The organism is Streptomyces albidicamelliae (assembly GCF_025642175.1).
GTDB lineage: Bacteria > Actinomycetota > Actinomycetes > Streptomycetales > Streptomycetaceae > Streptomyces > Streptomyces albidocamelliae.
This window is the reverse complement of sequence record NZ_CP106795.1, coordinates 7,545,997-7,569,971: the sequence shown is the minus strand read 5'-3', so window position 1 is coordinate 7,569,971 and position 23,975 is coordinate 7,545,997. Positions and strand designations below refer to the sequence as shown.

Annotated in this window: 28 protein-coding genes and 2 pseudogenes; 20 read left to right on the top strand and 10 right to left on the bottom strand. The window is 73.4% G+C overall.

From position 1 onward, the window contains the following. Positions 1–3 precede the first annotated feature (3 nt). On the bottom strand, positions 4–744 hold the full coding sequence (locus N8I86_RS34340) for a FadR/GntR family transcriptional regulator (RefSeq protein ID WP_073891997.1): 741 nt from the start codon (positions 742–744) through the stop codon (positions 4–6). Positions 745–854: 110 nt separating this feature from the next. Here N8I86_RS34340 and N8I86_RS34335 point away from each other — a divergent pair, with 110 nt between their 5' ends. The 11 genes and pseudogenes from N8I86_RS34335 (at position 855) to N8I86_RS34285 (ending at position 8,776) form a co-directional block, all read left to right on the top strand. Beyond that, positions 855–1,886, top strand: a complete 1,032-nt coding sequence (locus N8I86_RS34335; protein ID WP_073890690.1) for an ABC transporter ATP-binding protein — start codon at positions 855–857, stop codon at positions 1,884–1,886. A gap of 34 nt (positions 1,887–1,920) precedes the next feature. After that, the gene (locus tag N8I86_RS34330; RefSeq protein WP_263279570.1) at positions 1,921–3,120 is read left to right on the top strand and encodes an ABC transporter substrate-binding protein; all 1,200 of its coding nucleotides are present in this window, start codon (positions 1,921–1,923) and stop codon (positions 3,118–3,120) included. A gap of 3 nt (positions 3,121–3,123) precedes the next feature. Continuing rightward, a complete protein-coding gene (locus N8I86_RS34325; protein WP_073890693.1) occupies positions 3,124–4,017 on the top strand; it encodes an ABC transporter permease in 894 nt (297 codons plus the stop codon). A gap of 32 nt (positions 4,018–4,049) precedes the next feature. Then, a complete protein-coding gene (locus N8I86_RS34320; protein ID WP_263279569.1) occupies positions 4,050–4,865 on the top strand; it encodes an ABC transporter permease in 816 nt (271 codons plus the stop codon). Between the two features lie 49 nt (positions 4,866–4,914). Further along, on the top strand, positions 4,915–5,595 hold the full coding sequence (locus N8I86_RS34315) for a maleylpyruvate isomerase N-terminal domain-containing protein (RefSeq protein WP_073890696.1): 681 nt from the start codon (positions 4,915–4,917) through the stop codon (positions 5,593–5,595). A gap of 96 nt (positions 5,596–5,691) precedes the next feature. Then, a complete protein-coding gene (locus tag N8I86_RS34310; protein ID WP_073890698.1) occupies positions 5,692–5,973 on the top strand; it encodes a hypothetical protein in 282 nt (93 codons plus the stop codon). Between the two features lie 169 nt (positions 5,974–6,142). Beyond that, positions 6,143–6,307 carry a hypothetical protein gene (locus N8I86_RS34305; RefSeq protein ID WP_185091689.1) on the top strand — a complete coding sequence of 55 codons (165 nt, stop codon included), beginning with the start codon at positions 6,143–6,145 and terminating at the stop codon, positions 6,305–6,307. A gap of 2 nt (positions 6,308–6,309) precedes the next feature. Continuing rightward, positions 6,310–6,585 (top strand): DUF4190 domain-containing protein, encoded by a 276-nt coding sequence (locus N8I86_RS34300; RefSeq protein WP_263279568.1) that lies wholly within the window; start codon positions 6,310–6,312, stop codon positions 6,583–6,585. Between the two features lie 84 nt (positions 6,586–6,669). Further along, on the top strand, positions 6,670–7,410 hold the full coding sequence (locus N8I86_RS34295; protein ID WP_263279567.1) for a YqjF family protein: 741 nt from the start codon (positions 6,670–6,672) through the stop codon (positions 7,408–7,410). An 85-nt stretch (positions 7,411–7,495) separates the two neighbouring features. Continuing rightward, positions 7,496–8,116, top strand: a pseudogene (locus N8I86_RS34290) (hypothetical protein); the annotation flags it as partial. A 96-nt stretch (positions 8,117–8,212) separates the two neighbouring features. Further along, positions 8,213–8,776, top strand: a complete 564-nt coding sequence (locus tag N8I86_RS34285) for a hypothetical protein (protein WP_073892000.1) — start codon at positions 8,213–8,215, stop codon at positions 8,774–8,776. Between the two features lie 87 nt (positions 8,777–8,863). Here N8I86_RS34285 and N8I86_RS34280 read toward each other — a convergent pair whose 3' ends face one another. Beyond that, entirely contained in the window at positions 8,864–9,283 is a 420-nt protein-coding gene (locus N8I86_RS34280; protein WP_073890702.1) for a CBS domain-containing protein, read from the bottom strand. 188 nt (positions 9,284–9,471) lie between these two features. Here N8I86_RS34280 and N8I86_RS34275 point away from each other — a divergent pair, with 188 nt between their 5' ends. Further along, a complete protein-coding gene (locus N8I86_RS34275) occupies positions 9,472–10,353 on the top strand; it encodes a DMT family transporter (protein WP_263279566.1) in 882 nt (293 codons plus the stop codon). A 68-nt stretch (positions 10,354–10,421) separates the two neighbouring features. Here N8I86_RS34275 and N8I86_RS34270 read toward each other — a convergent pair whose 3' ends face one another. Next, positions 10,422–11,033 (bottom strand): TetR/AcrR family transcriptional regulator, encoded by a 612-nt coding sequence (locus N8I86_RS34270; RefSeq protein WP_382986300.1) that lies wholly within the window; start codon positions 11,031–11,033, stop codon positions 10,422–10,424. Between the two features lie 82 nt (positions 11,034–11,115). On the opposite strand from N8I86_RS34270, the gene N8I86_RS34265 reads away from it, so the two are divergent. Continuing rightward, complete coding sequence (locus N8I86_RS34265) at positions 11,116–11,937, top strand: NAD(P)H-binding protein (RefSeq protein ID WP_263279565.1); 822 nt, start codon at positions 11,116–11,118, stop codon at positions 11,935–11,937. Positions 11,938–12,116: 179 nt separating this feature from the next. Then, positions 12,117–13,325 (top strand): polysaccharide deacetylase family protein, encoded by a 1,209-nt coding sequence (locus N8I86_RS34260; protein ID WP_263279564.1) that lies wholly within the window; start codon positions 12,117–12,119, stop codon positions 13,323–13,325. A gap of 73 nt (positions 13,326–13,398) precedes the next feature. Here the strand turns inward: N8I86_RS34260 and N8I86_RS34255 are convergent, their stop codons facing one another. Then, positions 13,399–13,881 carry a carboxymuconolactone decarboxylase family protein gene (locus tag N8I86_RS34255; protein WP_073890707.1) on the bottom strand — a complete coding sequence of 161 codons (483 nt, stop codon included), beginning with the start codon at positions 13,879–13,881 and terminating at the stop codon, positions 13,399–13,401. A gap of 122 nt (positions 13,882–14,003) precedes the next feature. On the opposite strand from N8I86_RS34255, the gene N8I86_RS34250 reads away from it, so the two are divergent. Continuing rightward, on the top strand, positions 14,004–14,993 hold the full coding sequence (locus N8I86_RS34250; RefSeq protein WP_073890708.1) for a pirin family protein: 990 nt from the start codon (positions 14,004–14,006) through the stop codon (positions 14,991–14,993). Between the two features lie 105 nt (positions 14,994–15,098). Here N8I86_RS34250 and N8I86_RS34245 read toward each other — a convergent pair whose 3' ends face one another. Then, positions 15,099–15,974, bottom strand: a complete 876-nt coding sequence (locus N8I86_RS34245; protein ID WP_263279563.1) for an alpha/beta fold hydrolase — start codon at positions 15,972–15,974, stop codon at positions 15,099–15,101. 111 nt (positions 15,975–16,085) lie between these two features. On the opposite strand from N8I86_RS34245, the gene N8I86_RS34240 reads away from it, so the two are divergent. Then, positions 16,086–16,685, top strand: a complete 600-nt coding sequence (locus N8I86_RS34240; RefSeq protein WP_263279562.1) for a TetR/AcrR family transcriptional regulator — start codon at positions 16,086–16,088, stop codon at positions 16,683–16,685. Positions 16,686–16,700: 15 nt separating this feature from the next. On the opposite strand, the gene N8I86_RS34235 is transcribed toward N8I86_RS34240, so the two are convergent. Further along, positions 16,701–17,324, bottom strand: a complete 624-nt coding sequence (locus N8I86_RS34235; RefSeq protein ID WP_263279561.1) for a DinB family protein — start codon at positions 17,322–17,324, stop codon at positions 16,701–16,703. A gap of 169 nt (positions 17,325–17,493) precedes the next feature. After that, the gene (locus N8I86_RS34230; RefSeq protein WP_263279560.1) at positions 17,494–18,201 is read right to left on the bottom strand and encodes a GPR1/FUN34/YaaH family transporter; all 708 of its coding nucleotides are present in this window, start codon (positions 18,199–18,201) and stop codon (positions 17,494–17,496) included. A 368-nt stretch (positions 18,202–18,569) separates the two neighbouring features. On the opposite strand from N8I86_RS34230, the gene N8I86_RS34225 reads away from it, so the two are divergent. Further along, positions 18,570–19,343 (top strand): polysaccharide deacetylase family protein, encoded by a 774-nt coding sequence (locus N8I86_RS34225; protein WP_073890716.1) that lies wholly within the window; start codon positions 18,570–18,572, stop codon positions 19,341–19,343. Positions 19,344–19,423: 80 nt separating this feature from the next. After that, complete coding sequence (locus tag N8I86_RS34220; RefSeq protein ID WP_263279559.1) at positions 19,424–20,431, top strand: aminoglycoside phosphotransferase family protein; 1,008 nt, start codon at positions 19,424–19,426, stop codon at positions 20,429–20,431. A 36-nt stretch (positions 20,432–20,467) separates the two neighbouring features. Here N8I86_RS34220 and N8I86_RS34215 read toward each other — a convergent pair whose 3' ends face one another. After that, positions 20,468–21,358 (bottom strand): SDR family oxidoreductase, encoded by an 891-nt coding sequence (locus tag N8I86_RS34215; protein WP_073890717.1) that lies wholly within the window; start codon positions 21,356–21,358, stop codon positions 20,468–20,470. A 97-nt stretch (positions 21,359–21,455) separates the two neighbouring features. Beyond that, positions 21,456–21,638, bottom strand: coding sequence for a hypothetical protein (locus N8I86_RS34210; RefSeq protein ID WP_073890719.1), 183 nt, complete (start codon positions 21,636–21,638; stop codon positions 21,456–21,458). Positions 21,639–21,918: 280 nt separating this feature from the next. Between N8I86_RS34210 and N8I86_RS34205 the strand changes: the two genes are divergently transcribed. Both N8I86_RS34205 and N8I86_RS39485 read left to right on the top strand, forming a co-directional pair. Next, on the top strand, positions 21,919–22,299 hold the full coding sequence (locus N8I86_RS34205) for a hypothetical protein (RefSeq protein ID WP_123440717.1): 381 nt from the start codon (positions 21,919–21,921) through the stop codon (positions 22,297–22,299). A gap of 56 nt (positions 22,300–22,355) precedes the next feature. Beyond that, positions 22,356–22,733: pseudogene (locus N8I86_RS39485) on the top strand (DUF6083 domain-containing protein); the annotation flags it as partial. A gap of 192 nt (positions 22,734–22,925) precedes the next feature. On the opposite strand, the gene nrfD reads toward N8I86_RS39485, so the two are convergent. Next, positions 22,926–23,966 (bottom strand): NrfD/PsrC family molybdoenzyme membrane anchor subunit, encoded by a 1,041-nt coding sequence (gene nrfD, locus N8I86_RS34200; RefSeq protein ID WP_263279558.1) that lies wholly within the window; start codon positions 23,964–23,966, stop codon positions 22,926–22,928. Positions 23,967–23,975 lie beyond the last annotated feature (9 nt).

The following is a 23,975-nucleotide window of genomic DNA, read 5'->3' as shown; positions in this document are numbered from 1 at the left end:
CGGTCAGAGGGACAGGCGTACGGCGACGAGTCGTGCCGTGGCGTCCCTGACGCACCGCTCGGCCAGCGTGCCGGCCGATTCGTGGGCCCCATCCTGCACGGCGGAGATCACGGCGCGGTGACGTTCCGCAACTTCTTCACGATATGCGTCGTCGGCGAGGACGAGGCAGAGCAGCGCGCCCACCTCGCTCTGCAGCGCGACCTGTTCACGGGTGAGCCGGGCGGACTGGGCCGCCGCGGCGAGTTCGACGTGGAAGCGGCCGTACAGACGGCTGCGCGCGCCCGCGTCCACGGCCTGGGCCAGGTCCTCGGCGGTACGGCGCAGGGGGTCCAGTTCCTCGGGTTCGGTGCGGTCGGCGGCGAGGCGGGCCGCGGCACCGGACAGGGCGGCCCAGTGGTCGCCCAGGTCGCGCAGTTCGTCGGTGCTCCAGCCGCGCAGCCGTGCCTTGAGGCGGTCGTCGGCGGGGACTTCGGGCAGGGAGACGAAGCTGCCGCCGCCGCGGCCCCGGCGGGTGGTGACGAGGCCCTGCTGCCGCAGGGCCATGAGCGCCTCGCGCAGGGTCACCGTGGAGACCCCGAGCTGTCCGGCGAGCTCGGTCTCACCCGGAAGCTGCTCGCCGTCGGCCAGGAGGCCCAGTTCGATGGCGTCGCCGATGCGGCGGACGACGGCGTCCACGCGGGCCCGGTTGTCCACCGGGCTGAAGACGGCCTTGCGGGCGCCGCCGTCGATCTCGTGCTGCCTCACGGTCACCACCTCGTGCGTTGACTCAAGCTTTACCCTAAGGGGCCCTTGAGCTTTGAACTATGACTTCATATGTTTACTGTCAACGTACAGCGCGCCAGAAAGGTTCCCCTATGGAGGGAATTGCGATCCGGCTGCGGGACCTGCGGAAGTCCTTCGGCGGGACGACCGCGGTGGCCGGGGTCGACCTGGAGATCCGGGACGGGGAGTTCTTCTCGATGCTCGGCCCGTCCGGCTCGGGGAAGACCACGGTCCTGCGGCTCGTCGCCGGGTTCGAGACACCCGACCAGGGCCGGATAGAACTCGCCGGACAGGAGGTCACCGGCCTCGCCCCGTTCGAGAGGGACGTGCACACCGTCTTCCAGGACTACGCCCTCTTCCCGCACATGACGGTCGAGCAGAACGTCGCCTACGGGCTCAAGATCCGCAAGGTGCCGAAGGCCGAACGCCTCGTCCGCGCCCGCAAGGCGCTCGCGGAGGTCCGCCTCGAGGGCTACGGCCAGCGGCGGCCCGCCCAGCTCTCCGGCGGGCAGCGCCAGCGCGTCGCGCTCGCCCGCGCGCTCGTCGGCCGGCCCCGCGTGCTGCTGCTGGACGAGCCGCTCGGCGCCCTCGACCTCAAGCTGCGCGAGCAGATGCAGGTCGAACTCAAGGCGATCCAGCGGGAGGTGGGTATCACCTTCGTCTTCGTCACCCACGACCAGGAGGAGGCCCTGACGATGAGCGACCGCATCGCCGTCTTCGACCAGGGCCGCATCGCCCAGGTCGGCACGCCCGCGGAGATCTACGAACGCCCGGCGACCCCGTTCGTCGCCTCCTTCGTCGGCACCTCCAACCTGCTGGACGGCGAGAGCGCCCACCGGATCGTCGGCAGCCCCGGCACCTACAACATCCGGCCGGAGAAGATCCGGGTGCTGAAGGAGTCCGCCGAGGCGGACGAGCCGGAGCACACGACCGCCACGGGCACCGTCGCCGAGGTCGTCTACCTCGGCGACGCCACCCGCTTCCTGGTCGACCTCGACGGCGGCGGACGGATCACCGCGCTGCAGCAGAACCTGGAGACCTCCTCCGAGGACGTCGCCGCCTACCGCGGCACCCGGGTCCGCCTGCAGTGGCACCGCAGGCACGCCGTCGCCCTGCCCTCCTGAACCCTCCCCACCTCTACGTCCCCTGGAGAACGTCGTGCGTCTCACCCGCGTCCCGCGTGCCGCCGCCGCGGCCGCCGCGCTGCTGCTCGCCGCCGCCTGCGGCTCCTCCTCCGGCTCCGGCGGGTCCTCCGCCACCGGGCTCAACCCGCCCGACCTCAAGGCCCCGACGAAGCTCGGGAAGACCGAGGGCCAGGTCAACCTGATCGCCTGGGCCGGCTACGTCGAGGACGGCTCGAACGACCCGAAGACCGACTGGGTCACCGGCTTCGAGAAGCGGACGGGCTGCCAGGTCCACTCCAAGGTCGCCGCCAGCTCGGACGAGATGGTCAAGCTGATGAAGACCGGTCAGTACGACGCCGTCTCCGCCTCCGGCGACGCCTCCCTGCGGCTGATCGCCTCCGGTGACGCCGCCCCGGTCAACACCGCCCTCGTCCCCAACTACAGGGATGTCTACAGCGGGTTGAAGAACGGCGCCTGGAACTCCGTGAAGGGCCGCATGTACGGCATCCCGCACGGCCGGGGCGCCAACCTGCTGATGTACAACACCGAGAAGGTGAAGCCCGCGCCCACCTCCTGGTCCGCCGTGTTCGACGACGCCGGGCAGCACAACGGACACGTCACCGCGTACGACTCGCCCATCTACATCGCCGACGCGGCCCTGTACCTGAAGGCCACCAGGCCCGAGTTGAAGATCGAGAACCCCTACGCCCTCGACAAGAAGCAGTTCGACGCGGCCGTGGCCCTGCTCAAACAGCAGAACGCGGACGTCGGCGAGTACTGGAGCGACTACCTGAAGGAGGTCTCCGCCTTCAAGAGCGGGGACTCGGTCGTCGGCACCACCTGGCAGGTCATCGCCAGTCTCGCGGCCTCCGAGGGCGCGAAGGTCAAGGCGCTGGTGCCGAAGGAGGGTTCGACCGGCTGGTCCGACACCTGGATGGTCTCCGCCAAGGCCGCCCACCCCAACTGCGCCTACAAATGGCTCGACTGGATCGTCTCGCCCGAGGTCAACGCGCAGGTCGCCGAGTACTTCGGCGAGGCCCCGGCCAACTCCAAGGCGTGCGCGCACACCAGCGACAGGAACTTCTGCACGGTCTACCACGCGGCCGACGAGAACTACTGGAAGCGGATCGCCTTCTGGAACACCCCCATCGAGCAGTGCCTCGACGGCCGCGAGGACGTCCGTTGCGTGCCGTACGCCAAGTGGGTGCAGGCCTGGACCGAGATCAAGGGCTGAGCCGTGACGACCGAAGTGACGACCGCCGCCGGCCGGGGAACCGTCCGGCGGCTCGCCGGAACGCTCCACCGCAGGCCCCGGCTGCGGCTGACCCTGCTGCTCACCGCACCGCTGCTGTGGCTGGCCGTGCTCTACCTCGGCTCCCTGGCGGTCCTGTTCGTCTCGGCGTTCTGGACGACCGACTCTTTCACCTCGCAGGTGGTCAAGGTCTGGTCGACGGACAACTTCCACGAGCTGGTCACCACCCCGGTCTTCCGTCAGGTGATCCTGCGCAGCGTGGGCGTCGCGCTCGCGGTGACCGCGCTGTGCGCCCTCATCGCCTTCCCGGTCGCCTTCTACACGGCCCGGGTGGCCCGGCCGCGCCTGCGCCCCCTGCTCGTGGTGGCCATCCTCACCCCGTTGTGGGCGAGTTACCTGGTCAAGGTGTACGCGTGGCGGCTGATCCTGTCCGAGGGCGGGCTCGCGGACTGGATGCTGGCCCCGTTCGGGCTGAGCGGTCCCGGCTTCGGGCTGCCGGCGACGGTCCTCACGCTGACCTACCTGTGGCTGCCGTACATGATCCTGCCGATCCACACCGCCCTGGAGCAGCTCCCGGCGAGTCTGCTCGACGCGTCGGCCGATCTCGGGGCGCGGGCCGGGCGGACCTTCCGGTCGGTGGTCCTGCCGATGGTGCTGCCCTCGGTGGCGGCCGGCTCGGTCTTCACCTTCTCGCTCAGCCTCGGCGACTACATCACCGTGCAGATCGTCGGCGGCAAGACCCAGCTGATCGGCAACCTCGTGTACTCCAACATCGAGCTGAACCTGCCCATGGCGGCCGCGCTGGGCACCGTACCCGTGGTCGTGATCGTCCTGTACCTGCTGGCGATCCGCCGCACGGGCGCCCTGAACAGCCTGTAGCCCGCCCCGAACGCCTGGAGAAGAAGAGCGCCATGCATCTCAGCCGTACCGCGCGCGTCGCCCTGCGCATCGGCGCCGGGCTCGGTTTCGCGGTGATCTACGTCCCGCTCCTGCTCGTCCTCGTCAACTCCCTCAACCCGGACCGCAGCGCGAGCTGGCCGCCGCCGGGGCTCACCGTGCGCTGGTGGTCGGTGGCCCTGCACAACTCCGGTGCCCGCGACGCCCTGTGGGTCTCGGTGAAGGCGGGGCTGGGTGCCACCGCGATCGCGCTCGTCCTGGGTACGCTCGTCGCGTTCGCCGTCGCCCGCCACCGCTTCTTCGGCCGGGACACGGTGTCGTTCGTCGTCGTGCTGCCGATCGCGCTGCCCGGCATCGTCACGGGCATCGCCCTCAACTCGGCCTTCAGCACGGTGCTGGAACCCCTCGGGGTGGGTCTCGGGCTGTTCACGGTGATCGTCGGGCACGCCACGTTCTGCATCGTCGTGGTGTTCAACAACGTGGTGGCACGGCTGCGGCGCACGGCGGCCTCCTACGAGGAGGCGGCCATGGACCTCGGCGCGACCACGTTCCGCGCGTTCGCCGACGTGACCTTCCCCCTGGTCCGCTCCGCCCTGCTGGCCGGCGGGCTGCTCGCCTTCGCCCTGTCCTTCGACGAGATCGTCGTCACGACCTTCACCGCGGGCCCCGGCATCGAGACCCTCCCCATCTGGATCTTCGGCAACATGACCCGCCCGCAGCAGGCACCGGTGGTGAACGTGGTGGCCGCCGTCCTGGTCCTGCTGTCGGTGATCCCGATCTACGTCGCCCAGCGTCTGTCCGCCGACACGGCGACGGCGAGCCGGGTATGAGGGGGACCAGGGCGGGACGACGGATCGTCCGCCACGACGGGAGGACCCCATGAGCGCAGCGCACCCCCCACATCCGGCACGGACGCTGCGGGCGGCCTACGAGGCCTCCGCCGCCGTGGTCGCCGGGCTCGGGGACGACGAGTCCTGGCTGCCGACCGGCTGTACGGGATGGGCCGTTCGGGATCTCGTGTTCCACTGCCTGCAGGACGCCCAGCGCGGGCTGGTGGCGCTGCACACGCCGGCGGACGGGGACACCGACCGGGACGCGGTGACGTACTGGCGGGACTGGCGGCCGGACACCACCGGAGCGGCGAACGGGCGGCGGTGGGTGCGGGTGAACGCGAGCATGTTCCTGGACTTCGGCCAGTTGCGGAACCTGTATCTGGACACGCTGGCCGCGGCCGTGCACGCGGCGGACGCGGCCGATCCCACGCGCCGCGTCGCCACCCAGGGACACGTGCTGACCGCCGCGGACCTGATCGACACGCTCGCGGTGGAGGCGACCGTCCACCACCTCGACATGACCGTGCGGCTCCCCTCGGCCCCCGGACCCTCCGCCGAGGGGCTGGCCGCGGTGCGTGCCGCTCTGGACGGCCTGCTCGGCCGGCCCGCCCCGCCGGACTGGAGCGACGCGCACTACGCCCGCGCCGGTACCGGGCGGGCCGCCCTCACCGACGCCGAGCGCGCCGCCCTCGGTCCGGCGGCGGACAGGTTCCCGCTGTTCGGCTGAGGGCCGCCGGCCGCACACACCCAACACGGGGACACCCGTGGGCGACTTCTGCGCGCTGCGGGGCATGCCGGGCGGACAGATGGAAACCTGCGCCCCATGAACAACCCTCCCAGCATCAACAATTACGTAGACCGGGTCACCGCGGGTCCCGGCGGGGCGATGACGGAAGAGGTCGGTGTCATCACCGGCGATCTCACCGTCGCGACGATCCTGCTGTCGGACGGCCGCAGTGCGCGCGTCGCGGTCCAGCACTCCGGCGGCGAGACCTGGTACACCCTCAGCGGCAGCCCCGCCCCGGTACCGGAGGGCCAACTCGCCGCCTTCCACCGGGACCTGCTCGGCCGGATCCGCAGGGGCGGCGGAACACGCGCCACCTGAGTCCCGCGGATCCGGAGCGGGAGTCGGCCGGATCCGCTGCGTGAGAAGGCTTCCCACGGGTAACCGGCGATGTCATGAACACGTTGACACAGTGCCCGCAGGGTGCGCCGCGCCGTCCGGGCTCACGACCGCCGACCGTGGCCACGGCCACCGGCCCGGGGAGGTAACCGTGCTCTTCCTTGTCGTCGCCCTGCTCCTGCTGGGCATCGTCGTGGGGGCCGCCGCCTACCTCCCCTGGCCCGTCGCCCTGGTACTCGGCTGCTTCATCGCCGTCTGGCTCGTCGTCTTCGCGGGACGCGAACGGCGGCGCCGCGACCGGACGAGGAGGGCCTGACCATGCGGCTGACCGCGCCCCCCTCGCACCGGACGGGCCGGCAGGACACCGAAGGCATGGCCGTGGCCTCCTTCGTCCTCGGCCTCGTCGGGCTCCTCGTCCTCAACATCGTCCTCGGCCCCATCGCCATCGTGCTGGCCGTCATCGCCCTGCGCCGGGACACCCCGCGCCGCTTCCGCGCCTGGCTGGGCCTGGGGCTGGGCGTCGCCGACCTGGTCGTCCTCGCCCTCCTGGCGGCCGGGCAGGGCACGGCGAGCTGGTCGGTGTGGGGCGGCTGAACAGCCGGGCGCCCGCGCGCCGGGTTTCGGCAGCCGCCCCGGGGGGAGTCGGTGCCCGTGGTCTCGTACGGGCCTGAACAACGCGTGTACGTTCCCGAGCTGCGGGCCGACTGGCTGACCCAGACGTCCGTGCACTGGGCCTACTCCCCCGATCAGGTCCAGCGCCTGCTGCCGGACGGACTCGCCGTGGACACGTTCGACGGCTCGGCGTGGGTCAGCCTCACGCCGTTCGTCATGGCCGGTGTGCGGCCACCGGGGTTCCGCAGCACACTGCGCCCGTTCGCCGAGACCAACCTGCGCACCTATGTGCGCGGGCCCGACGGCCGGGACGGGCTGTGGTTCCTGTCCCTGGAGGTCGCCACCCCGGTGATGCTGGCCGCCCGCGCGGTGGGGATGCCGTACCACCTGGGCCGCCTGCGGCTGAACCGGCACGCAGGCGGCCTGGAGTACACCGGTGCGCGGCGCGGCGGACGGCCCCGCTACCGCCTGGCCGTCCGCCCGGGCGAGCCGATCCGGCCAAGCCGCCGGGACGTGTGGCTGACCTCGCGATGGCGGGCGTACACCCGCCGGTGCGGTGTGCTGTGGGAGACGCCCGTCGAGCACGCGCCCTGGCCGTTGCGCGAAGCACACGTCGACGTCGTCGAGGAGTCGCTGGTCCGGGCGGCCGGGCTGCCCGCGCCCACGGACGCGCCGCTCGCGCACTTCTCCGACGGGGTGCGTGAGGTGCGCCTGGGTGTCTCGCATCCGATCCGGTCGGCCCGTGCGCACCCGGCCGGACCGAGGGCTCCCGTGGCGCACCGCACGGCAGGAGGGAAGCGGCCGTGAAGCCGCCCCTGGCCGTGGTGGGGAACCTGGGACCGGCGGCGGGCCGGCGCCGCGGCCGGGTCCGGCGGCACTCCGGCCCGGGCGGATGAGCGCCCACCGGCCCGGCGGTGCCCGGGCCGCCCGGCTGCGGTTCGACGGCTGGATCGCCAGTGTCGGCACGGCGTCGGGCACCCGTCTGGTGCTCGGGCACTGGCCCCGCTCCCCCTTCGGCCCGTTCAGCGACGTGATGGTCGAGACACCCGACGGCCACCGCGCCCTGCTGGCGCCCACCCGGCGGATCGCGGACTTCATCGCCGGCACCTACGCCTTCCACGAGGTCCGGGTCGTACCGGTGCTGGTGCGCGTCACCGGTGACCACTGGTCGGTCGACGCGGGCCCACAGCTCGGGCTGCGGCTGACCGTCAGCCGCAGAGGACTGCCGGGGCTGCTGCTCAGGGCGGTGCCCGGAGCGCTCGCGGGCCTGCCGTCGTGGACGGCGGTGACCGATCCGCTCGCCCGCGTGCTGCTCGGCACCCGCACCCGCGGCACCGCAGGCGGCGGACGGCGCGAGTGGTACGGCGCCCGCGACCTGCGCCTGATCACCCAGGCGACCGCCGTCCTCGAAGGGCGCGACCTCGGGCGCCTGTCCCCCGTCGAGCCCGCCGTGCGCTTCGGATTCGGCTCGACGCCCCGTACACCCAGTCTGGTACGGGTCACGACGACGGTCGGCGCGGCCGCACCGGTCGCGCGCCGTCGCCGTAACCGCCATTCCGCCGTCACCCGCCATGGGCTCCCACGCCCCTCCCCACCAAGGAGACCTGTCATGAACGGACCGTCGAGCGACCGCACGCTCGCGTCCGAGTCGGCCGGCGGCACCGCCGCGAAGCTGCTCGGCATCTATCTCAACGACCACCTGGCCGGCGCCACCGCGGGCACCGAGCGGGCCGCCCATCTGGCGCGCGCCACCCGCGGATCCGCCCTGGGCCGCGCCGTGGCTCCCGTCGCCGCCGAGATCAGGGAGGACCGGGCGGCGCTGCTCGGCATCATGCGCGATCTGGACGTCCCCGTGCGCCGTTACAAGGTCTGGGCGGGCTGGGCGGCCGAACGCGCGGGCCGGCTCAAGTCCAACGGCCGCCTGGTACGGCGCTCGCCGCTGAGCACCCTGCTGGAACTGGAGGCGCTGCGCATGGCTGTGGAGGGCAAGGCGGCCGGCTGGCAGACCCTGCGCCGGCTGACCGCGACGGACGACCGCCTGGACCCCGGGCTTCTCGACAACCTCCTCGAACGGGCCCGGCGCCAGCAGGACACGGTGGAGGAGTGGCGGGTGCGTCAGGCGGACACGGCCCTGCGGACGGCGGACCGGAGCACCGCAAGCCCGGCACCGTGACCCGAAGCCGTCCGGGCGCCCACCGCGGCCCCGGTCGCCCTGCGGGCAGGCCCGCCGCTCCCGGGTACGGCTCGTGCCGGCCGGGTGTCAGCGCGTGGGTACGGCCGCGCTGATGTGGCCCAGCGTGGACTCGGGGTCGTACTCCAGGGCCACGTCGCCCAGGGCGACGATGCCGACCACCCTGCCGTCCTCGACCACCGGCAGCCGGCGCAGCGCCTTGCCGCGCATGAGCTGCACGGCGCGGTCCACGTCGTCGTCCGGCGCGACGGTGACCAGTTCGCTGCTGCACGCCTCGGCCACCGTGCGTCCGGTGACGTCCCCGCAGTCGGCGAGGATGCGCACGGTCAGGTCCCGGTCGGTGACCAGCCCGCGCAGCCGGTCGCCCGCACAGACGAGGACCGCGCCGATGTCCTCGTCGCGCATGCGGACGGCGACCTCGCAGACCGGGGTCTCCGGCGTCACCGTGATCGGATTGCAGGTCATGATCTCGCGGACCGCCTGCGTCATGCGCTCCTCCTCGTCCCTCGCCCCGGCGCCTCGTCGGGCAGGTACCCCGGATTCGGCCGGACCGCTCGTCGCGGCACGGCCGCGCGGCCCTCCAGGCACCGCGGGACCCGGCGCGGCGGCGCCGCCTTTCGTACGCTGAAGAGGCCCGAGCCTTCCCCGGGAGGTCCGCCGGCAGGCAGGAGACCGTCGTGATCGAACTGGCCGCGGCGTTCGCCGTCGCGGGAGCGGCGAGCAACGCCGTGGGCACCGCCTTCCAGCGGAAGGCGGCCTCGGCCAGCAGCCGCGGCGGTCTGCGGCTGCTCATGGAGCTGGTGCACCGGCCCTTCTGGGTGATCGGCATGGCCGGGGTCGTCTGCGCCGCGCTCTTCCAGAGCCTGGCCCTGGTCAACGGCCCCCTGGCGCTGGTGCAGCCGCTGTTCATCCTGGAGCTGCCGTTCGCCCTGCTCGTCGCCGCCCCGCTGATGCACCGGCGCCTCCCCCGCTCGGGCTGGTGGGGTGTCGGCGGCTGCGTGGCGGGCCTCGCCGTCCTGCTCGTCGCGGCCGCGCCGCACGGCGCGACCGACAGCGCGCCGCTCGTCCGCTGGATCCCGGCCCTGTGCCTGTGTGTGGGCGCGATGGCGGCCGCCGTGCTCTTCGCCGGACGAGGGCGCCCGCCCGCGCGGCGCGCGGCACTGCTGGCGGCCGCCTCCGCCATCGGCAACGCCCTGACCGCCGCCCTCCTGAAATCGGCCAGCGGCACCTTCGCCGACCAGGGCTTCACGGCGTTCCTGCGGTCCTGGCAGACGTACGGCTTCGCACTGGCCGGCGTCGCCTCCGTGCTCCTGCTGGAGAACGCCCTCCAGGCCGGTCCCCTCGCGGCCGCCCAGCCGGCGCTGACCATCGGCGACGCGGTGGTCAGCCTGACCCTGGGCATCGTCCTGTTCGACGAGCGGATCCGCACCGGCTGGTGGCTCGTGCCGGAGGCCTGCGGCGCGCTGCTGATCGTCGCGGGCGTCCTGGTGCTGAGCAGGGCCGTCCAGCGCATCGTGGTGCTGCCGGCCCCGGCGGAGGAGCGCCACATGGCCACGTGAGCGACGTGGAGTGCTCCGGCCGGAGTGCGGCACGCCTCTCGATCGGCCGCGACCCTTCGACCGCCGCCCTACCCGCCCGCGATCCCGTCGATCCAGGACTGCAGCCGGTCCCCCTGGGCCGCCATCAGGCCGGGGTCGCGCAGGGTGTTGGTGAGGACCGACATGCCCTGGTAGGCCGCGACGAGTTCGACGGCCAGTGCGGCGGCGTCGGCTCGGCCGAGCCGGGCGAACTGGGACTCCACCCAGTCGATCAGTGCCCGCATGACCCTGGCGGCGGCCAGGTCGAGCCCGTCGTCCCGCTTGTCGAGTTCGGTGGCGAGGGTGCCGAAGGGGCAGCCGAACCGTGCCGCTGTCTCACGCTGGTCGACCCAGCCGGCGACCAGGGCCTTCAGCCTGGCGGCCGGATCGGGTAGCTCGTCCAGTCGGGCCGTGAGCGCGTCGAGCTGCTGGCAATGGGCGTCCACGGCGGCCTCGACCAGCTGGTCCTTGGTCTTGAAGTAGTAGTAGACGTTGCCGAGCGGGACCTCGGCCGTGCGGGCGATGTCGCCGAGCGTGGTCTTCTCCACGCCCTGCTCGTGGAAGACCCGTACGGCCGCCCGCACCAGGGCCTCGCGCTTGCCGCCACGGCCGGACCGGCCCGGCCGCGCCTCGGTCTCCGCCGGAGTTTTCGAGTCAGTCACCTGACTAACCATAGACACCCATCCTCGGCAGGCTCTACCCTCACTACTTAGTCAGCCAACTAACTTATACGGGAGGACCGTCATGATCACTGTCACGGGTGCCACGGGAAACGTCGGCCGGGCGCTGGTCGCCGAACTGATCGCCGCGGGCGGGACGGTGACCGCAGGCGCCCGGCGGATCGCACCGGAGGACGTTCCGCCGGGCGTGCGGGCCGTCGCCGTCGATCTCGCGCAGCCGGAAAGCCTCGCGCCCGCCCTGGAAGGAGCCGAGGCGCTGTTCCTGCTGGTGGCGGGCGACGACCCCGACGGGATACTGCGCGAGGCCGCCGCGGCCGGGGTCGGGAAGGTGGTGCTGCTGTCCTCGCAGGGCGCCGGCACCCGGCCACGTGCGTACGCGCACGCCGTGCGCTTCGAGGCGGCGGTGGCCCGTTCGGGGCTGCCCTTCACGATCCTGCGCTCGGGCGGGATGGCCTCGAACGCGCTCGCCTGGGCCGAACCCGTCCGCCGGGAGCGCGTCGCGCCCGCGCCCTTCGCCGACGTGGCCCTGCCGTTCGTCGACCCGGCCGACGTGGCCTCGGTCGCCGCGACCGTACTCCGCGAGGACGGTCACGCCACGGCCACCTACACCCTGACCGGCCCGGAGCCCCTCACCCCGCGCCGGCGTGCCGCCGCCCTGGCCGACGCGCTCGGGGAACCGGTGACGTTCGTCGAGCAGAGCCGCGAGGAGGCGTACGCCCAGCTGCTCCGCGTCATGCCTCCCGCCGTCGCCGAGGGCACGCTGGCCGTCCTGGGCGAGCCCACCCCGCAGGAGCAGGCCGTGAGCGGGGACGTGGAGCGCCTGCTGGGCCGCCCCGCCACCCCCTTCGCCGCCTGGGCGGCCCGCAACGTCGCGGCGTTCCGCTGACCCGACGCCCGCGCCCGTGGTCGCGCCGGCACCGGCACCGGCCGCCTGCCCGGAGTTCGCCACGCCACGCCGGACCCAATCATCCGATTCATACGCTTATCGCCCTTATTGTTCCCGATGAGGGGGCCACCGGCCGGGGGTGCACAACGCGTCCGCAGCGGACGCGGGTTGGGATGGCGATGAGTGGAATCAGCCGCCGGGGCCTGGCACGCCTCGGCCTCGGTGCGGGACTCGGCGTGGCCTCCGCGGCGTGGGCCGGCTGCGGAGGACCGGGCGACTCCCCGGCGGGAGCGGGCGGCCCCGGGGCGGCGACCCGGCTGATCGGGGACGGCTCGACCTCGTACACCGGCCCGCAGCCGCACCAGCCGGACCCGCCCGTCGCCCTCGAACCCGGCGAGACCCCACCGCAGTTCGTGGTGTTCTCCTGGGACGGCGCCGGCGAGATCGGCACGGGTCTGTTCCCCCGCTTCCTGGAACTCGCCCGGACCCACCGGGCGCACATGACGTTCTTCCTGTCCGGGCTCTACCTGCTGCCGGAGGAGAAGAAACGGCTGTACCGGCCGCCGAACAACCCGGCGGGCGCCTCGGACATCGGGTACCTGACCGACGCACACGTCAAGGACACGCTCAGGTACGTGCGTGAGGCCTGGCTCGACGGCCACGAGATCGGCACGCACTTCAACGGGCACTTCTGCGAGGGTCCCGGATCGGTGGCGAACTGGAGCCCGGGGCAGTGGCGTTCGGAGATCGAGCAGGCGAGGTCCTTCGTCAAGTCCTGGCGCACGCACACCGGCTGGCACGAGCTGCCGCCGCTGCCCTTCGACTACGACAGGGAACTGATCGGCGGCCGCACCCCGTGCCTGCTCGGCCAGGAGAACCTGCTGCCCGCCGCGCGCGAGCTGGGCTGGCGCTACGACGCCTCGTCGCCGGGCGGGATGCAGCTGTGGCCGAGGAAGCGGGAAGGGGTCTGGGACTTCCCCCTGCAGAGCATCCCGTTCCCCGGGCACTCCTTCGAGGTGCTGTCCATGGACTACAACGTGCTGGCCAACCAGTCCAAGAGCACGACGCGCGCACCCTCGTACAACTACCCGTACTGGCGCGCCCAGGCGACCCAGTCCTACCTGGCGGGGTTCGACCGGGCGTACGAGACCAACCGGGCGCCGCTGTTCATCGGCAGCCACTTCGAGCAGTGGAACGGCGGCATCTACATGGACGCGGCCGAGGAGGCGCTCCGGCAGATCGCCCTCCGTCCGGACGTACGCCTGGTGTCGTTCCGCCAGTTGGTCGACTGGCTCGACGCCCAGAACCCGCGTGTCCTCGCACGACTGCGCACCCTGGAGGTCGGCCAGAAACCGGAGGGCGGCTGGGCGGAGTTCCTGCGCGCCTGAGGCGACCGCCCGGCCCGCCCCCGTCCGGGAGATGACGGCACGGTCGGTCCGCAGCCGTGGGGCGACGGGCCCGTCATCCCTCCGGGCGGACCGGATGCCGGCTCATGATCGAGACGCGGTTGAACGCGTTGATGGTGACCGCCACCCAGATCACCGCTGCTATCTGGTCGTCGGTGAGCACGTCGCGCGCGGCCGCGTACGCGGCGTCCTGCGCGGTTCCGTCGGCGGCGGCGGTCGTCGCCTCGGCCAGGGCGAGGGCGGCCCGCTCGGCGGGCGTGAACACCTCGGTGTCCCGCCAGGCGGCGAGCACCCCGAGACGCTGCGGGGTCTCGCCCGCCCGCAGCGCGGCACGGGTGTGCACGTGCAGGCAGTAGGCGCACCCGTTGATCTGCGAGACGCGGAGGTTGACCAGCTCCACCAGGGCGCGGTCCAGCCCGGCCTCGGCGGCGGTCGCACGGACCGCCTCGGACGTCTGCACCAGCGCGTGATACGCCTTGGGGCTCTGCTTGTCGATGTAGATCCGCCGGGTGGCGCCGGCCGGGACGGGACTGGTCAACCTGGACTCCTCCGGGTGCCGTGGCCGGCTCCCCGCGCAAGCGGATGCGCGGAGCCGGGGCAAGGGTTATGCTCGCGATAATTGTTGAATCTAAAACTATCATGGATGGGAGGTGGGCTCGAATGAGCAACACCGAGACGAGGCCCGCCGAGATGCTGTGCGGCTCCCCCGCCGAGCGGGACCGGACGGGCGCCGAGGCGCCGGTCGAGGTACTCACGCCGCGGGACGTGCCGCTCGGCGGCCCCCGCGCGATGACGGTGCGCCGTACGCTGCCGCAGCGGGCCCGCACACTGATCGGCGCCTGGTGCTTCGCCGACCACTACGGCCCCGACGACGTCGCCCACAGCGGCGGCATGGACGTCGCCCCGCACCCGCACACCGGACTGCAGACGGTGAGCTGGCTGTTCAGTGGAGAGATCGAGCACCGGGACAGCCTGGGCAGCCACGCCCTCGTACGCCCCGGCGAGCTGAACCTGATGACCGGCGGCCACGGCATCGCCCACACCGAGGTGTCCACACCCCGCACGACCGTGCTGCACGGCGTGCAACTGTGGGTGGCGCTGCCCGAGGAGCACCGGCACACCGCCCGGGACTTCCAGCACCATGTGCCCGAGCCGGTGCGTCTCGACGGCGCCGTACTGCGGGTGTTCCTGGGCTCCCTGGCCGGTGCGGTCTCGCCGGTGCGCACCTTCACCCCGCTGCTCGGCGCCGAGATCGTCCTGGAGCCGCACGCCACCCTCACGCTGGCGGTCGACGCCGGCTTCGAGCACGGCGTGCTCGTGGACGAGGGAGACGTCCGCGTGGGCGGCACCCCGCTGCGCCCCGCCGAGCTCGGCTACGTCCCCGACGGCTGCGGCACCCTCGACCTCGCCAACGCATCCGACGGCCCGGCCCGCGTGGTCCTGCTCGGCGGGCCGCCGTTCGGCGAGGAGATCGTGATGTGGTGGAACTTCATCGGCCGCACGCACGACGACATCGTCGAGGCGCGGGAGGACTGGGAGAAGGCCACCGAACGCTTCGGCGCCGTGCACGGCTACCCCGGTGAGCGGCTGCCCGCGCCCGTGCTGCCGAACGCCACGCTGAGCCCGCGCGGCAACCCGCCCCGCCCCTGACCGGACCCGACCCGACACCCCCGAGCCCCCGAGCCCCCGCGCGCGCGAGCCCGGACGACTCCCGGGCCGGCCGCCGTTCCCGAGGCGTCCGGCGCGCTGCCGGTCTCACTCCTCGCCGCCCCCGTCCCGCCCACCGCCCTCGCCCAGCAGCGGATGCTCCTCGACGAAGCGCCGGATCTCCGCCGTGAGGGCGGCGGGATTGTCCAGCTGGACCAGTGTGCGCGCGTCCGGGATCTCCACGTAGCGGGAGTCGGGCAGGAGCGCGGCCAGCCGGCGGCCGGTGGCGGGCGGCATCATGCGGTCCTCCGCACCCCAGGCGACCAGGGCGGGCCTGGTGAACGCCCGGAGGTTGCCCGCCGCCTCCAGATAGCAGCCCTTCCGCGTCGAGCGGAGGAACCTGGCCAGGTCGCGCCGGATATGACGGCTGGTCAGCAGCGGGCGGTACCAGCGAGCGATCAGCTCCTTCGGCAGCGGCCGCTTCGCCATGCCGCCGAGCGAGGTCTCCATGCGCGCCAGGAACGGGAACCGGAAGGACTGGACGAGGAGGAAGAGCCCGCCGGGGACCCGGCCGGCCGCGCACAGGAGCCGCCCCTGGAGACCCGGCGGATAGTTGTCCAGTGCCTCGCAGGAGGTGAGGACCAGCCGCGCGACGCGCTCGTCCCGTACGCCGACCAGGAGTTGGGCGGTGCCGGCGTCGTTCTGGACGAGGGTGACGTCGTTCAGCTCCAGCCGGTCCATGAACTCGGCGAGCAGCCGGGCGACGCCGTGCGCGGAGAGGTCGGCGTCGGGGCGCATCGGGCGGCGATGACTGCCGATCGGCAGGACGGGCACCAACACGCGGAAATCGGACCGCAGTTCGGCGACGACGTCGGCCCACACCGACTCGTCGAAGCCGAGGCCGTGGGCCAGGACCACCACCGGGCCGTCTCCTCCGGTGTCCTCGTAGTCGATCGTTCCCGCGCTCAGCTCGATCTCCGGCACGCCCGCCCCCGATCCCGGTTCGCTGCCCGGATGGCACTTGATAGATCGTTCTAGTGACAGAATAAGCGCCGACCGCCCTACGGCGACAGTGGCTCCGCGGAGGTGTCCCCCTTGAGCGACGGCAAGGCCGCCGGCACCCATGAGACCCGGCAGCGCATCGTGACCGCCGGCACCGAGCTGTTCCGGCGCACGGGGTACACCGGCACGGGCATGAAGCAGATCGCCGGGGCGGCCAGTGCCCCCTTCGGGTCGATCTACCACTTCTTCCCCGGCGGGAAGGCCCAGCTGGGCGAGGAGGTGATCCGCACGTCGGGCGCCGTCTACCTGGAGCTCATCGCCGAGCTGACGGCACCGTACGCGGACCGGGTCGCGGCCACCGAGGCGGCGTTCACCGCGGCGGCCGGCACCCTCGCCGAGCTGGACTTCGCCGATCCGTGCCCCATCGCGACCGTCGCCCTGGAGGTGGCGAGCACGAGCGAACCGCTACGGCAGGCCACCGCCGACGTCTTCGGCAGCTGGATCGACCACCTCGCCGACTACTACGCCCGAGGGGGCGTCCCCGAGCAGGCCGCCCGGGACACGGCGAGCTCGGTCATCGCCCTGCTGGAGGGTGCCTTCATGCTCGGGCGCGCCACGCGCAGCACCGCACCGGTGCTCGCGGCGGCCACGGCGGCAGCGGCCGTCGTGCGGGCGGCACGGGACGGGGCGTGACACCGGCCGGGTCCGTCAGCCCCGCCCGCGCGCCCGGTGGAGGTCGCGGAGCAGGGCGATCTCCGCTCCGTGGTGCAGCAGCTCCTGGTTGACCCACCACACGATGTCCAGAAAGGGTTCCTCGACGTCGCTGCCGTACGGGTAGGTGCAGTGGCCGACGGTGTCCAGCGCGGTGTCGTCGACGCTCAGCAGCGCCCGCCGCCAGGCGTCGGCGGCCGCCTCGAAAGCCGCGACGGCACCGGCGGCGTCCCCGTTGACGGGATGCCCGTCCCGGGTCGCCGAGCGGCTGCCGCTGGTGTGGTCGGCGCGCAGGGCCAGCATCTCGGTGAGGTGGCTGAGCCGCCAGGCGATGGTGGTGACCGGCGGCGGCCAGGGGTGCGGGTAGGGGGCGGCGTCGCGTCCCCACGTACCGCCGCCGGCCAGGAAGGACGCCCGCTGACCCGGTCCGTCCGCACGCCGCCGCACCGACCAGCAGCCGGGCACGGGTTCCCAGAGGTACTCGTCGTCGGTCACCGGTTCGACCCGGGTGCCGGTGCCGTCACCGCTGTCCATGACGGGCCCGCTCAGCCGGCCGACCAGCCGCTCGCGCGCGAAGTCGAACTGGGCCAGCAGGGGAAGCAGTCGGGGCGGTGTCGTCATCGGACGCTCCTGGGTCGACCTTGCGCGGACGGACGGTCCCGGGCCGGGGGCCGGGTCCCGCCGACCGGTCAGCCTGGCACGCCGGGGCGTGCCCTCGCGCCCGGTTTTCCGGGTACGGCGTGCTGCCCCGTGCGTCCCGGGGGCGGGGCCGGGCGACCTCCGCGTGTGCTCACAGCTGCCGGCGCACCCCGGCCTCCCGTTCCGCCTGGTCGAGCTGGTGGCCCAGGTCGCCCTGGAGGGAGGTGCGGGCCCTGCCTCGGCGGCCCAGCGGGAGGACGGTCCGCTGGGCGCCGTCCTCCAGCAGGAGGGCCAGGCCGCCGTACAGGGCGAACGACGCGAGCGCCACGCCGGTCCAGCCGGCCGCGGCCAGCAGGACGGCCCCGCCGCCCGCGTCGTACACGCCGGTCAGGACGAAGCGGCCGGCCCCGATCAGCAGCAGCACACCGAACAGCGGTTTGCCGCGGAGCGCGGCGACGCAGAGGACCAGCATCAGCGGGGCCACGCTCAGCAGGAACACCGCCATCGCCGGACTGCGCTGCCCCGGCGGCCCCGACAGGGTGACCAGCGCGGTTCCCGCCCAGGTGCAGCCGAGCACGGAGAGAGCGGTGGCCGCCCCGCCGTCGCGGGCCAGGAACGCGAAGATCCCGGCCAGCAGCTGCAGGGGGACCACGAACACCAGCACCAGGAGCATCAGCGGCCGGGTCTGGTCCAGGGGCACCCAGTGCAGCTGCGTGGCGCTCAGCAGGACGCTGCCGGTACCGAAGGCGAAGAAGCCCAGCGGCAGACTGCTGGCCAGCGGCCTGAGCATGATCCTCGTCAGGGCCTCCGGGCGCGGCGGCCCGCCGGCCGTGTCGTACGTCCGCGCTGCTGGTGACATCGGGATCACTCCGTCCCTCGGGCCCGTGCCGTCGTCGCTCGTGTACGTCACGGGGTACCCCGATGGCGGCGAAGCCCGCGCCGGCGCGTGCTGCCGTACGGCGGGCCGGTCCCCGCTCCCGGCAGGCCGGGGCTTCGAGCCGCCCTTCGACGGGCGGCCGGCGGACCGGGATCCTCCCTCAACGGAGCATCCGGCTCGGCGTGTTGGCGGCGCTCGGCCGCGATGGACCGGGCTCCGCCCGGGGTTCTTCGCGGAAGCGCCGCGGAATTGTCCGTGATCTGTAACAGCGGGATCCCCAGTTCCCTTCTGCCCGTCCTGACTGATGCACGGGAATGAACCGACGGACACGGCACAGGGGCGGGGCGGACATGGCGCGGCATGGTGGCGGGCGGGGATGGTACGGCCGGGTGGCAGCGGCGGCGGTCGGGGTCACCGCGGTGGCCGCCGCCACCTCGGTGTGGACCGCGCAGGCCGGGCAGACGGGCGGCGGGTCCGGGACGAGCGCGGGGGCGCGGCCCGCCGCGTCGAAGCCGGCGGCGGTCTCCCCTGTCATCGCCCACTCCTCGGACAAGGGCGCGCACGCGGTCAACATCACCATCGACGACGGCCCGGACCCGCAGTGGACGCCGCAGGTGCTCCAACTGCTGCGCGAGAACGGTGTGAAGGCGACGTTCTGCATGGTCGGCACCCAGGCCGAGGCCCATCCGGACATGGTCAGGAAGGTGGTCGCGGCCGGGCACCGGCTGTGCGACCACACGGTGTCGCACGACACCACGATGGACACCAAGTCCCAGGCGTACCAGAAGCAGCAGATACTGAAGGCCGAACAGCAGATCACCAAGGCGTCCGGTGGTGTGCGGCCGATGTACTACCGCGCCCCCGGCGGTGCCTTCACCCCGTACAGCCGGCACCTCGCGGCCGGGCGCGGGATGCGGCCGCTGGGCTGGAACGTGGACTCGAAGGACTTCGAGCGGCCGGGCACCGACGCCATCGTCACCACCGTCAAGACCGAACTGACCAACGGGCCGACGATCCTCTTCCACGACGCGGGCGGCGACCGCTCACAGACCGTGGCCGCCCTGCGCACCCTGCTGCCCTGGCTGAAGCAGCAGGGGTATTCCTTCGGCTTCCCGGTGCGCTGAACCCGGGGCGCTCCCCTCGATGCCCACAGAAGGACACAAATCAGTGGTCCCGCGGTCGGTCGGGCTGCTGCAATGGCGCGATGCTGCAAGCACAGTCGATGATCCTGGACCGTGGCGCTTACCCGGACGCGGTGACTCCCTGGGAGCGGGAGACCTGGCGCGCCTCCGCCCTCGCCTGGGTGGAGAACGGCCTCGCGGCGCACGGCCTGCGCGGGACCGGCGGGCTTCGGGTGCGGCTGCGGCCGTGGTCGGTGCTGGTGCGCGTGCCCGTCGAGGGGCGGAGCGCGGTCTGGTTCAAGGCGAGTCCGCCGGCCGCCGCGTTCGAGGGCCCGCTGACGGCCGCGCTGGCCCGCTGGGTCCCCGAGGACGTGCTGAAGCCGCTGGCCGTCGACGTCGGGCGCGGCTGGACCCTGCTGCCCGACGGGGGCGAACTGTTCCGCGACCTGCTCGCCCGGGAGCCCGTGGACCCCCGGGTCTGGGAGAGTTTGCTCGGCCGGTACGCGCGCATGCAGCACGACCTGGTGCCCCACGCCCGGGAGATCGAGCGGCTGGGCGTACCGTCCGCCCGGACACGTGACCTTTCCGAGGTGTTCGGCAGGCTGCTCGACGGTGCCTCCGCGCTGGCCCCGGACGAACGCGCGCGCCTCGACGCGCTCCGGCCGCGCGTCGCCGAGTGGTCCGCCGAACTCGCCGCCCTCGGCATAGGGGACACGCTCGACCACGCCGACCTGCACGACGGCCAGCTGTTCTGCCCGGCGCCGGGCCGCTTCACCTTCTTCGACTGGGGCGACGCGACCGTCTCCCACCCGTTCTGCAGCCTGCGGATACCGGCCGAGCGAGCCGTCGACCGGTACGGGCCGGGGGTGCTGCCCCGGCTGGTCGACGCCTATCTGGAGCCCTGGACCGGGAGCGGCCGCACCGCGGCCGAGCTTCGCCACGCCGTCGGGACCGCCTGGCGGCTGAGCGCGCTGGGCCGCGCCGCGTCCTGGGGCCGCATGTTCCCCGATCCCTCCGGCGTGGCTCCCGGAGCCGGACAGAGCGCGCAGTGGCTGCTGGAACTCCTCAACGATCCGCCGCGCACCGGGTGATGAGGAGAAGGCCACGCACCAGGTCGTGGGACGACGTCAGGGCAGCGGCGTGCCACCCGTCACGTTGAGGATCTCCGCGGTGACGTAGCCGGCCTGCGGAGAGGCCAGGTAGACGTAGGCCGGGGCCAGTTCCGCGGGCTGCGCCGGCCGGCCGAGCGGGCTCTGCTTGCCGAACTCCCGGGTGTCCGGCAGCGTCGACGGGATGAGCGGCGTCCACACCGGTCCGGGTGCGACCGCGTTGACCCGGATGCCGCGTTCGGCGGCCATCTGCGCCAGTCCCTGGGTGAAGGTGACGATGGCGCCCTTGGTCATCGCGTAGTCCAGCAGGTGCGGGCTCGGCTTGTACGCCTGGACGGACGCGGAGTTGATGACACAGCCGCCGGAAGGCATGTGCGGCAGGGCGAACTTGGTCAGCCAGAACATGCCGTACAGGTTCGTCCGCAGCACCCGGTCGAACTGCTCGGTGCTGATGGCTTCGATGCCGTCCGGCTGGGCCATCTGGTAGGCGGCGTTGTTGACGAGGACGTCGATGCGGCCGAACTCGGCCACCGCCCGGTCGATCAGCGCGCGGCAGTTGTCCTCGTCGCGGATGTCGCAGCCCACGGCGACCGCCTTGCGGCCGGCGTCCTCGACCAGCCGGGACGTCTCGCGGGCCTCGTCCTGCTCCTCCGGAAGATGGGTGAACAGCACGTCGGCGCCCTCCCGGGCGAAGGCGAGCGCCACCGCCCGGCCGATGCCCGAGTCCCCTCCCGTGATCACGGTCTTACGCCCGTCGAGACGGCCGGCACCGCGGTAGGACTCCTCCCCGTGGTCGGGCGGTGGGTCCATCGGGCCGGTCCAGCCCGGGTGCGGCTGGTCCTGGGAGGGGAAGTCGGGGCGGGCGTACTGGGTGACCGGGTTCGGCCGGTCGGCGCGCGGGTCGGTCACGATGGCCTCCTGTGTCACGGGGGACGGGACGGCCGGCCGGGTTCCCGGATCACGACCGCCGAAAAGCCGGCGGCCAGTGGGACCGACGCAGGTCGGGTCAGGCCGTGGGGGCCTGCCGTCCCAGGGCACGCATCCGGTCCCTGCGGGCGATGTTGTAGAGCCGCAGAAGATGCTTGGACACGGCACAGGGCGCGGCGTCGGCATGGCACTGGCGGCAGGTCCGCATGTGCTGCTCGTAGGTGAGGCGCGCGTTCTCGAGCGCGTCTTCGACAGAGGACATGGTGATCTCCGGACGTGGCGCGTCGGAACAGCGGCGCCGAGTTGACTGACTGGTGCAACCGGAGACAAGGTGATCATGTTACTTGCGGTACTGGGAAACTCACGGAAGAACCCGGTCCGGAACCGGCCCAGGACCGGTCCCGGCCGGCCACGCCTTCGTCCGGTTCACCCGGCCGCACCCTCGTCCGCTGGTCCGGCTGCACCATCGGGCGCACCCCGGACGGCTGACCTCCGCGAGGGGCGCGAGCCGCGTTGTCAGTGCCCCCTGCGACTGTGGACACATGACGCCCACCACCGTGGAAGCCGCCCCCGACACGCTGGTCGAGGTGCTCCGCCTGCCGGTGTGGAACACCCTCGCCCAGCGGGCCGACAGCATCCGGCACACCCTGCCGCCACGTCCCGAGGCGGTCGTGGCAAGGCTCGCCTGGCTGCGGTCGCTGACACCCGAGCAGGCCCGCCGCGCGGCCCTCCTCGACCATCTGGACGCCCTCTGCGGGCACATCGCCGGGCACCCCGCGCTCGGCTACCCTGCCGACGACCCGCTGCCGGACGCGGCCCTCCAGGAAGCCGAGGGCTACAACCGGCAGCTCACGGCGCTCATCGCCGCCTACCGTGCGGCCCGCAGGAATCCGCCCGCACGCGGCGGCGGAGTCGACGGCTGAGGCGCCGCCAGGCGCCGCGGAACCGTCCGGTACCGCAGCGCCGCCGTGCTCCCCGGATGCGCCCTGTGCGCACCGGACCGGAGCCCGCACGCTCGACCGTATGGGCGAGACCGACAGCATCGTCCCGTTCTCCGTGCCGGGACCGGACGGATTCCGCGAGCCGGCCGTCGGCTCCCCGCGGCCGTGGGAGGCCGCCGACCGTGCCCAGGCGGCTCGCGACGGCGCCACCGGACCGGAACCGCCCGACCCCCGGTCTGTCCCGCATACGGGCTCGCCGGGGCCGACCCGCACCGCCCGTGCCCGCCCACCTCGCGCCGGGCGTGCACCGCCGGCATGTCGACGGCAACGGCGTCGCGTGGAACGACGGCCCGGACGAACCGCCGGCCGGGACCACGTGCCGGATTCCGCACCGGCTCGCCTGCCCGGGGCTCTCCCCGTCCGCGGACGAGTTCCGGCCCTGGAGCCGGCTCGCAGAGACGCGGGAGCACAACGCCCCTGCCGGCACGGCGGAAGGCCGACGAGGAGGCCGTACGGCGGACACGTTTTCCGGACGCCGGGTGACGGAGGTACCGGGGCGGGACTCCGCCTTCTGGCGACCACCCCAGGGGGCCCGGCGGCCGGAGCCGTCACGACGGGCCGGGGCCCGCCCCGCCCGCGTCCTCCTCGCGCGCCCGCAGCCGCTCGCGCTGCGGCCGGACCACGTACGCGGGGTCCTTCGTGGACACCACTCCCGCCTCGAAGGTGCCGAAACGCTGGAGCACGCTGCCCGCCAGCAGGGCAAGACCGCCCGCCGCGGCAGCCGTGCGACTGCGCCGGGCGAGGGTCAGGGCCGTCAGGGCGCCGCCCAGCGTCAGGTACTCGGACGCCTTGCGGAGGCGGTGCGGGCGGCCGCTCGTGTACGCCTGCGTCACCAGTCCGGGACGCCGGTCGACGAGGCGGGAGGCGACGATCTCGGCCGCCGCGCCCACGACGCCGAGCCGCCGCGCCGGACCGGCCTCCGCGACCGGGGCCAGCAGCATGCCCAGCCCGGCCCCACTGGCCGCGGCGCTGCCGGTGAAGACGAACGGCAGTTCCTTGTGCGCCTCGTGCCATGCGGGGACCGCCGTCTGCGAGAGCAGTGCCGCCGTGTACGAGGCCACGCCGGGCGCCAGCAGGGCCGCCGACAGTCCCGCCGGGCGTGCCGTCAGGCCCAGCAGCCGTCCGGGCAGCGTGGCCCGGGCACCGGCCGGCAGCAACTCCGCCGTCGCCGCCAGGGCGCTGCCCGGTCCGTACGCGACGAGGACCCAGGTGCCGACGGACATCGGCGAACTCGGCTTGGCGACCCGCAACATGTGGTGGAAGCGCTCGGGCCGGCCCAGGTCCGCGACGAGCAGGTACATGCTCGCCAGCAGGGCGGCGAAACCGCCGACCCGGCCTGCCCGGCGCAGTTCGGGGCGCTCGGTGAGGTCCGCGCCGGCCGCGAGCAGGGCGGCTCCGGCGGACAGTCCGCCGGTGAAGAGGTAGGCGGGGATCTTCCACTCCCACACGGGCGGCTTGAGGACCGGACGCCCGTAGTAGGAGCGGAACTCGGCCTTCGGCACCATCGACCGCTCGCGGCTGCCGTCGTCGTCCCGGCCGGGCCGGTGGCCGTCCGGCCGCCCGTGCCGGAGCGCCCCGTCGCCGCTCATCGCCCCGCC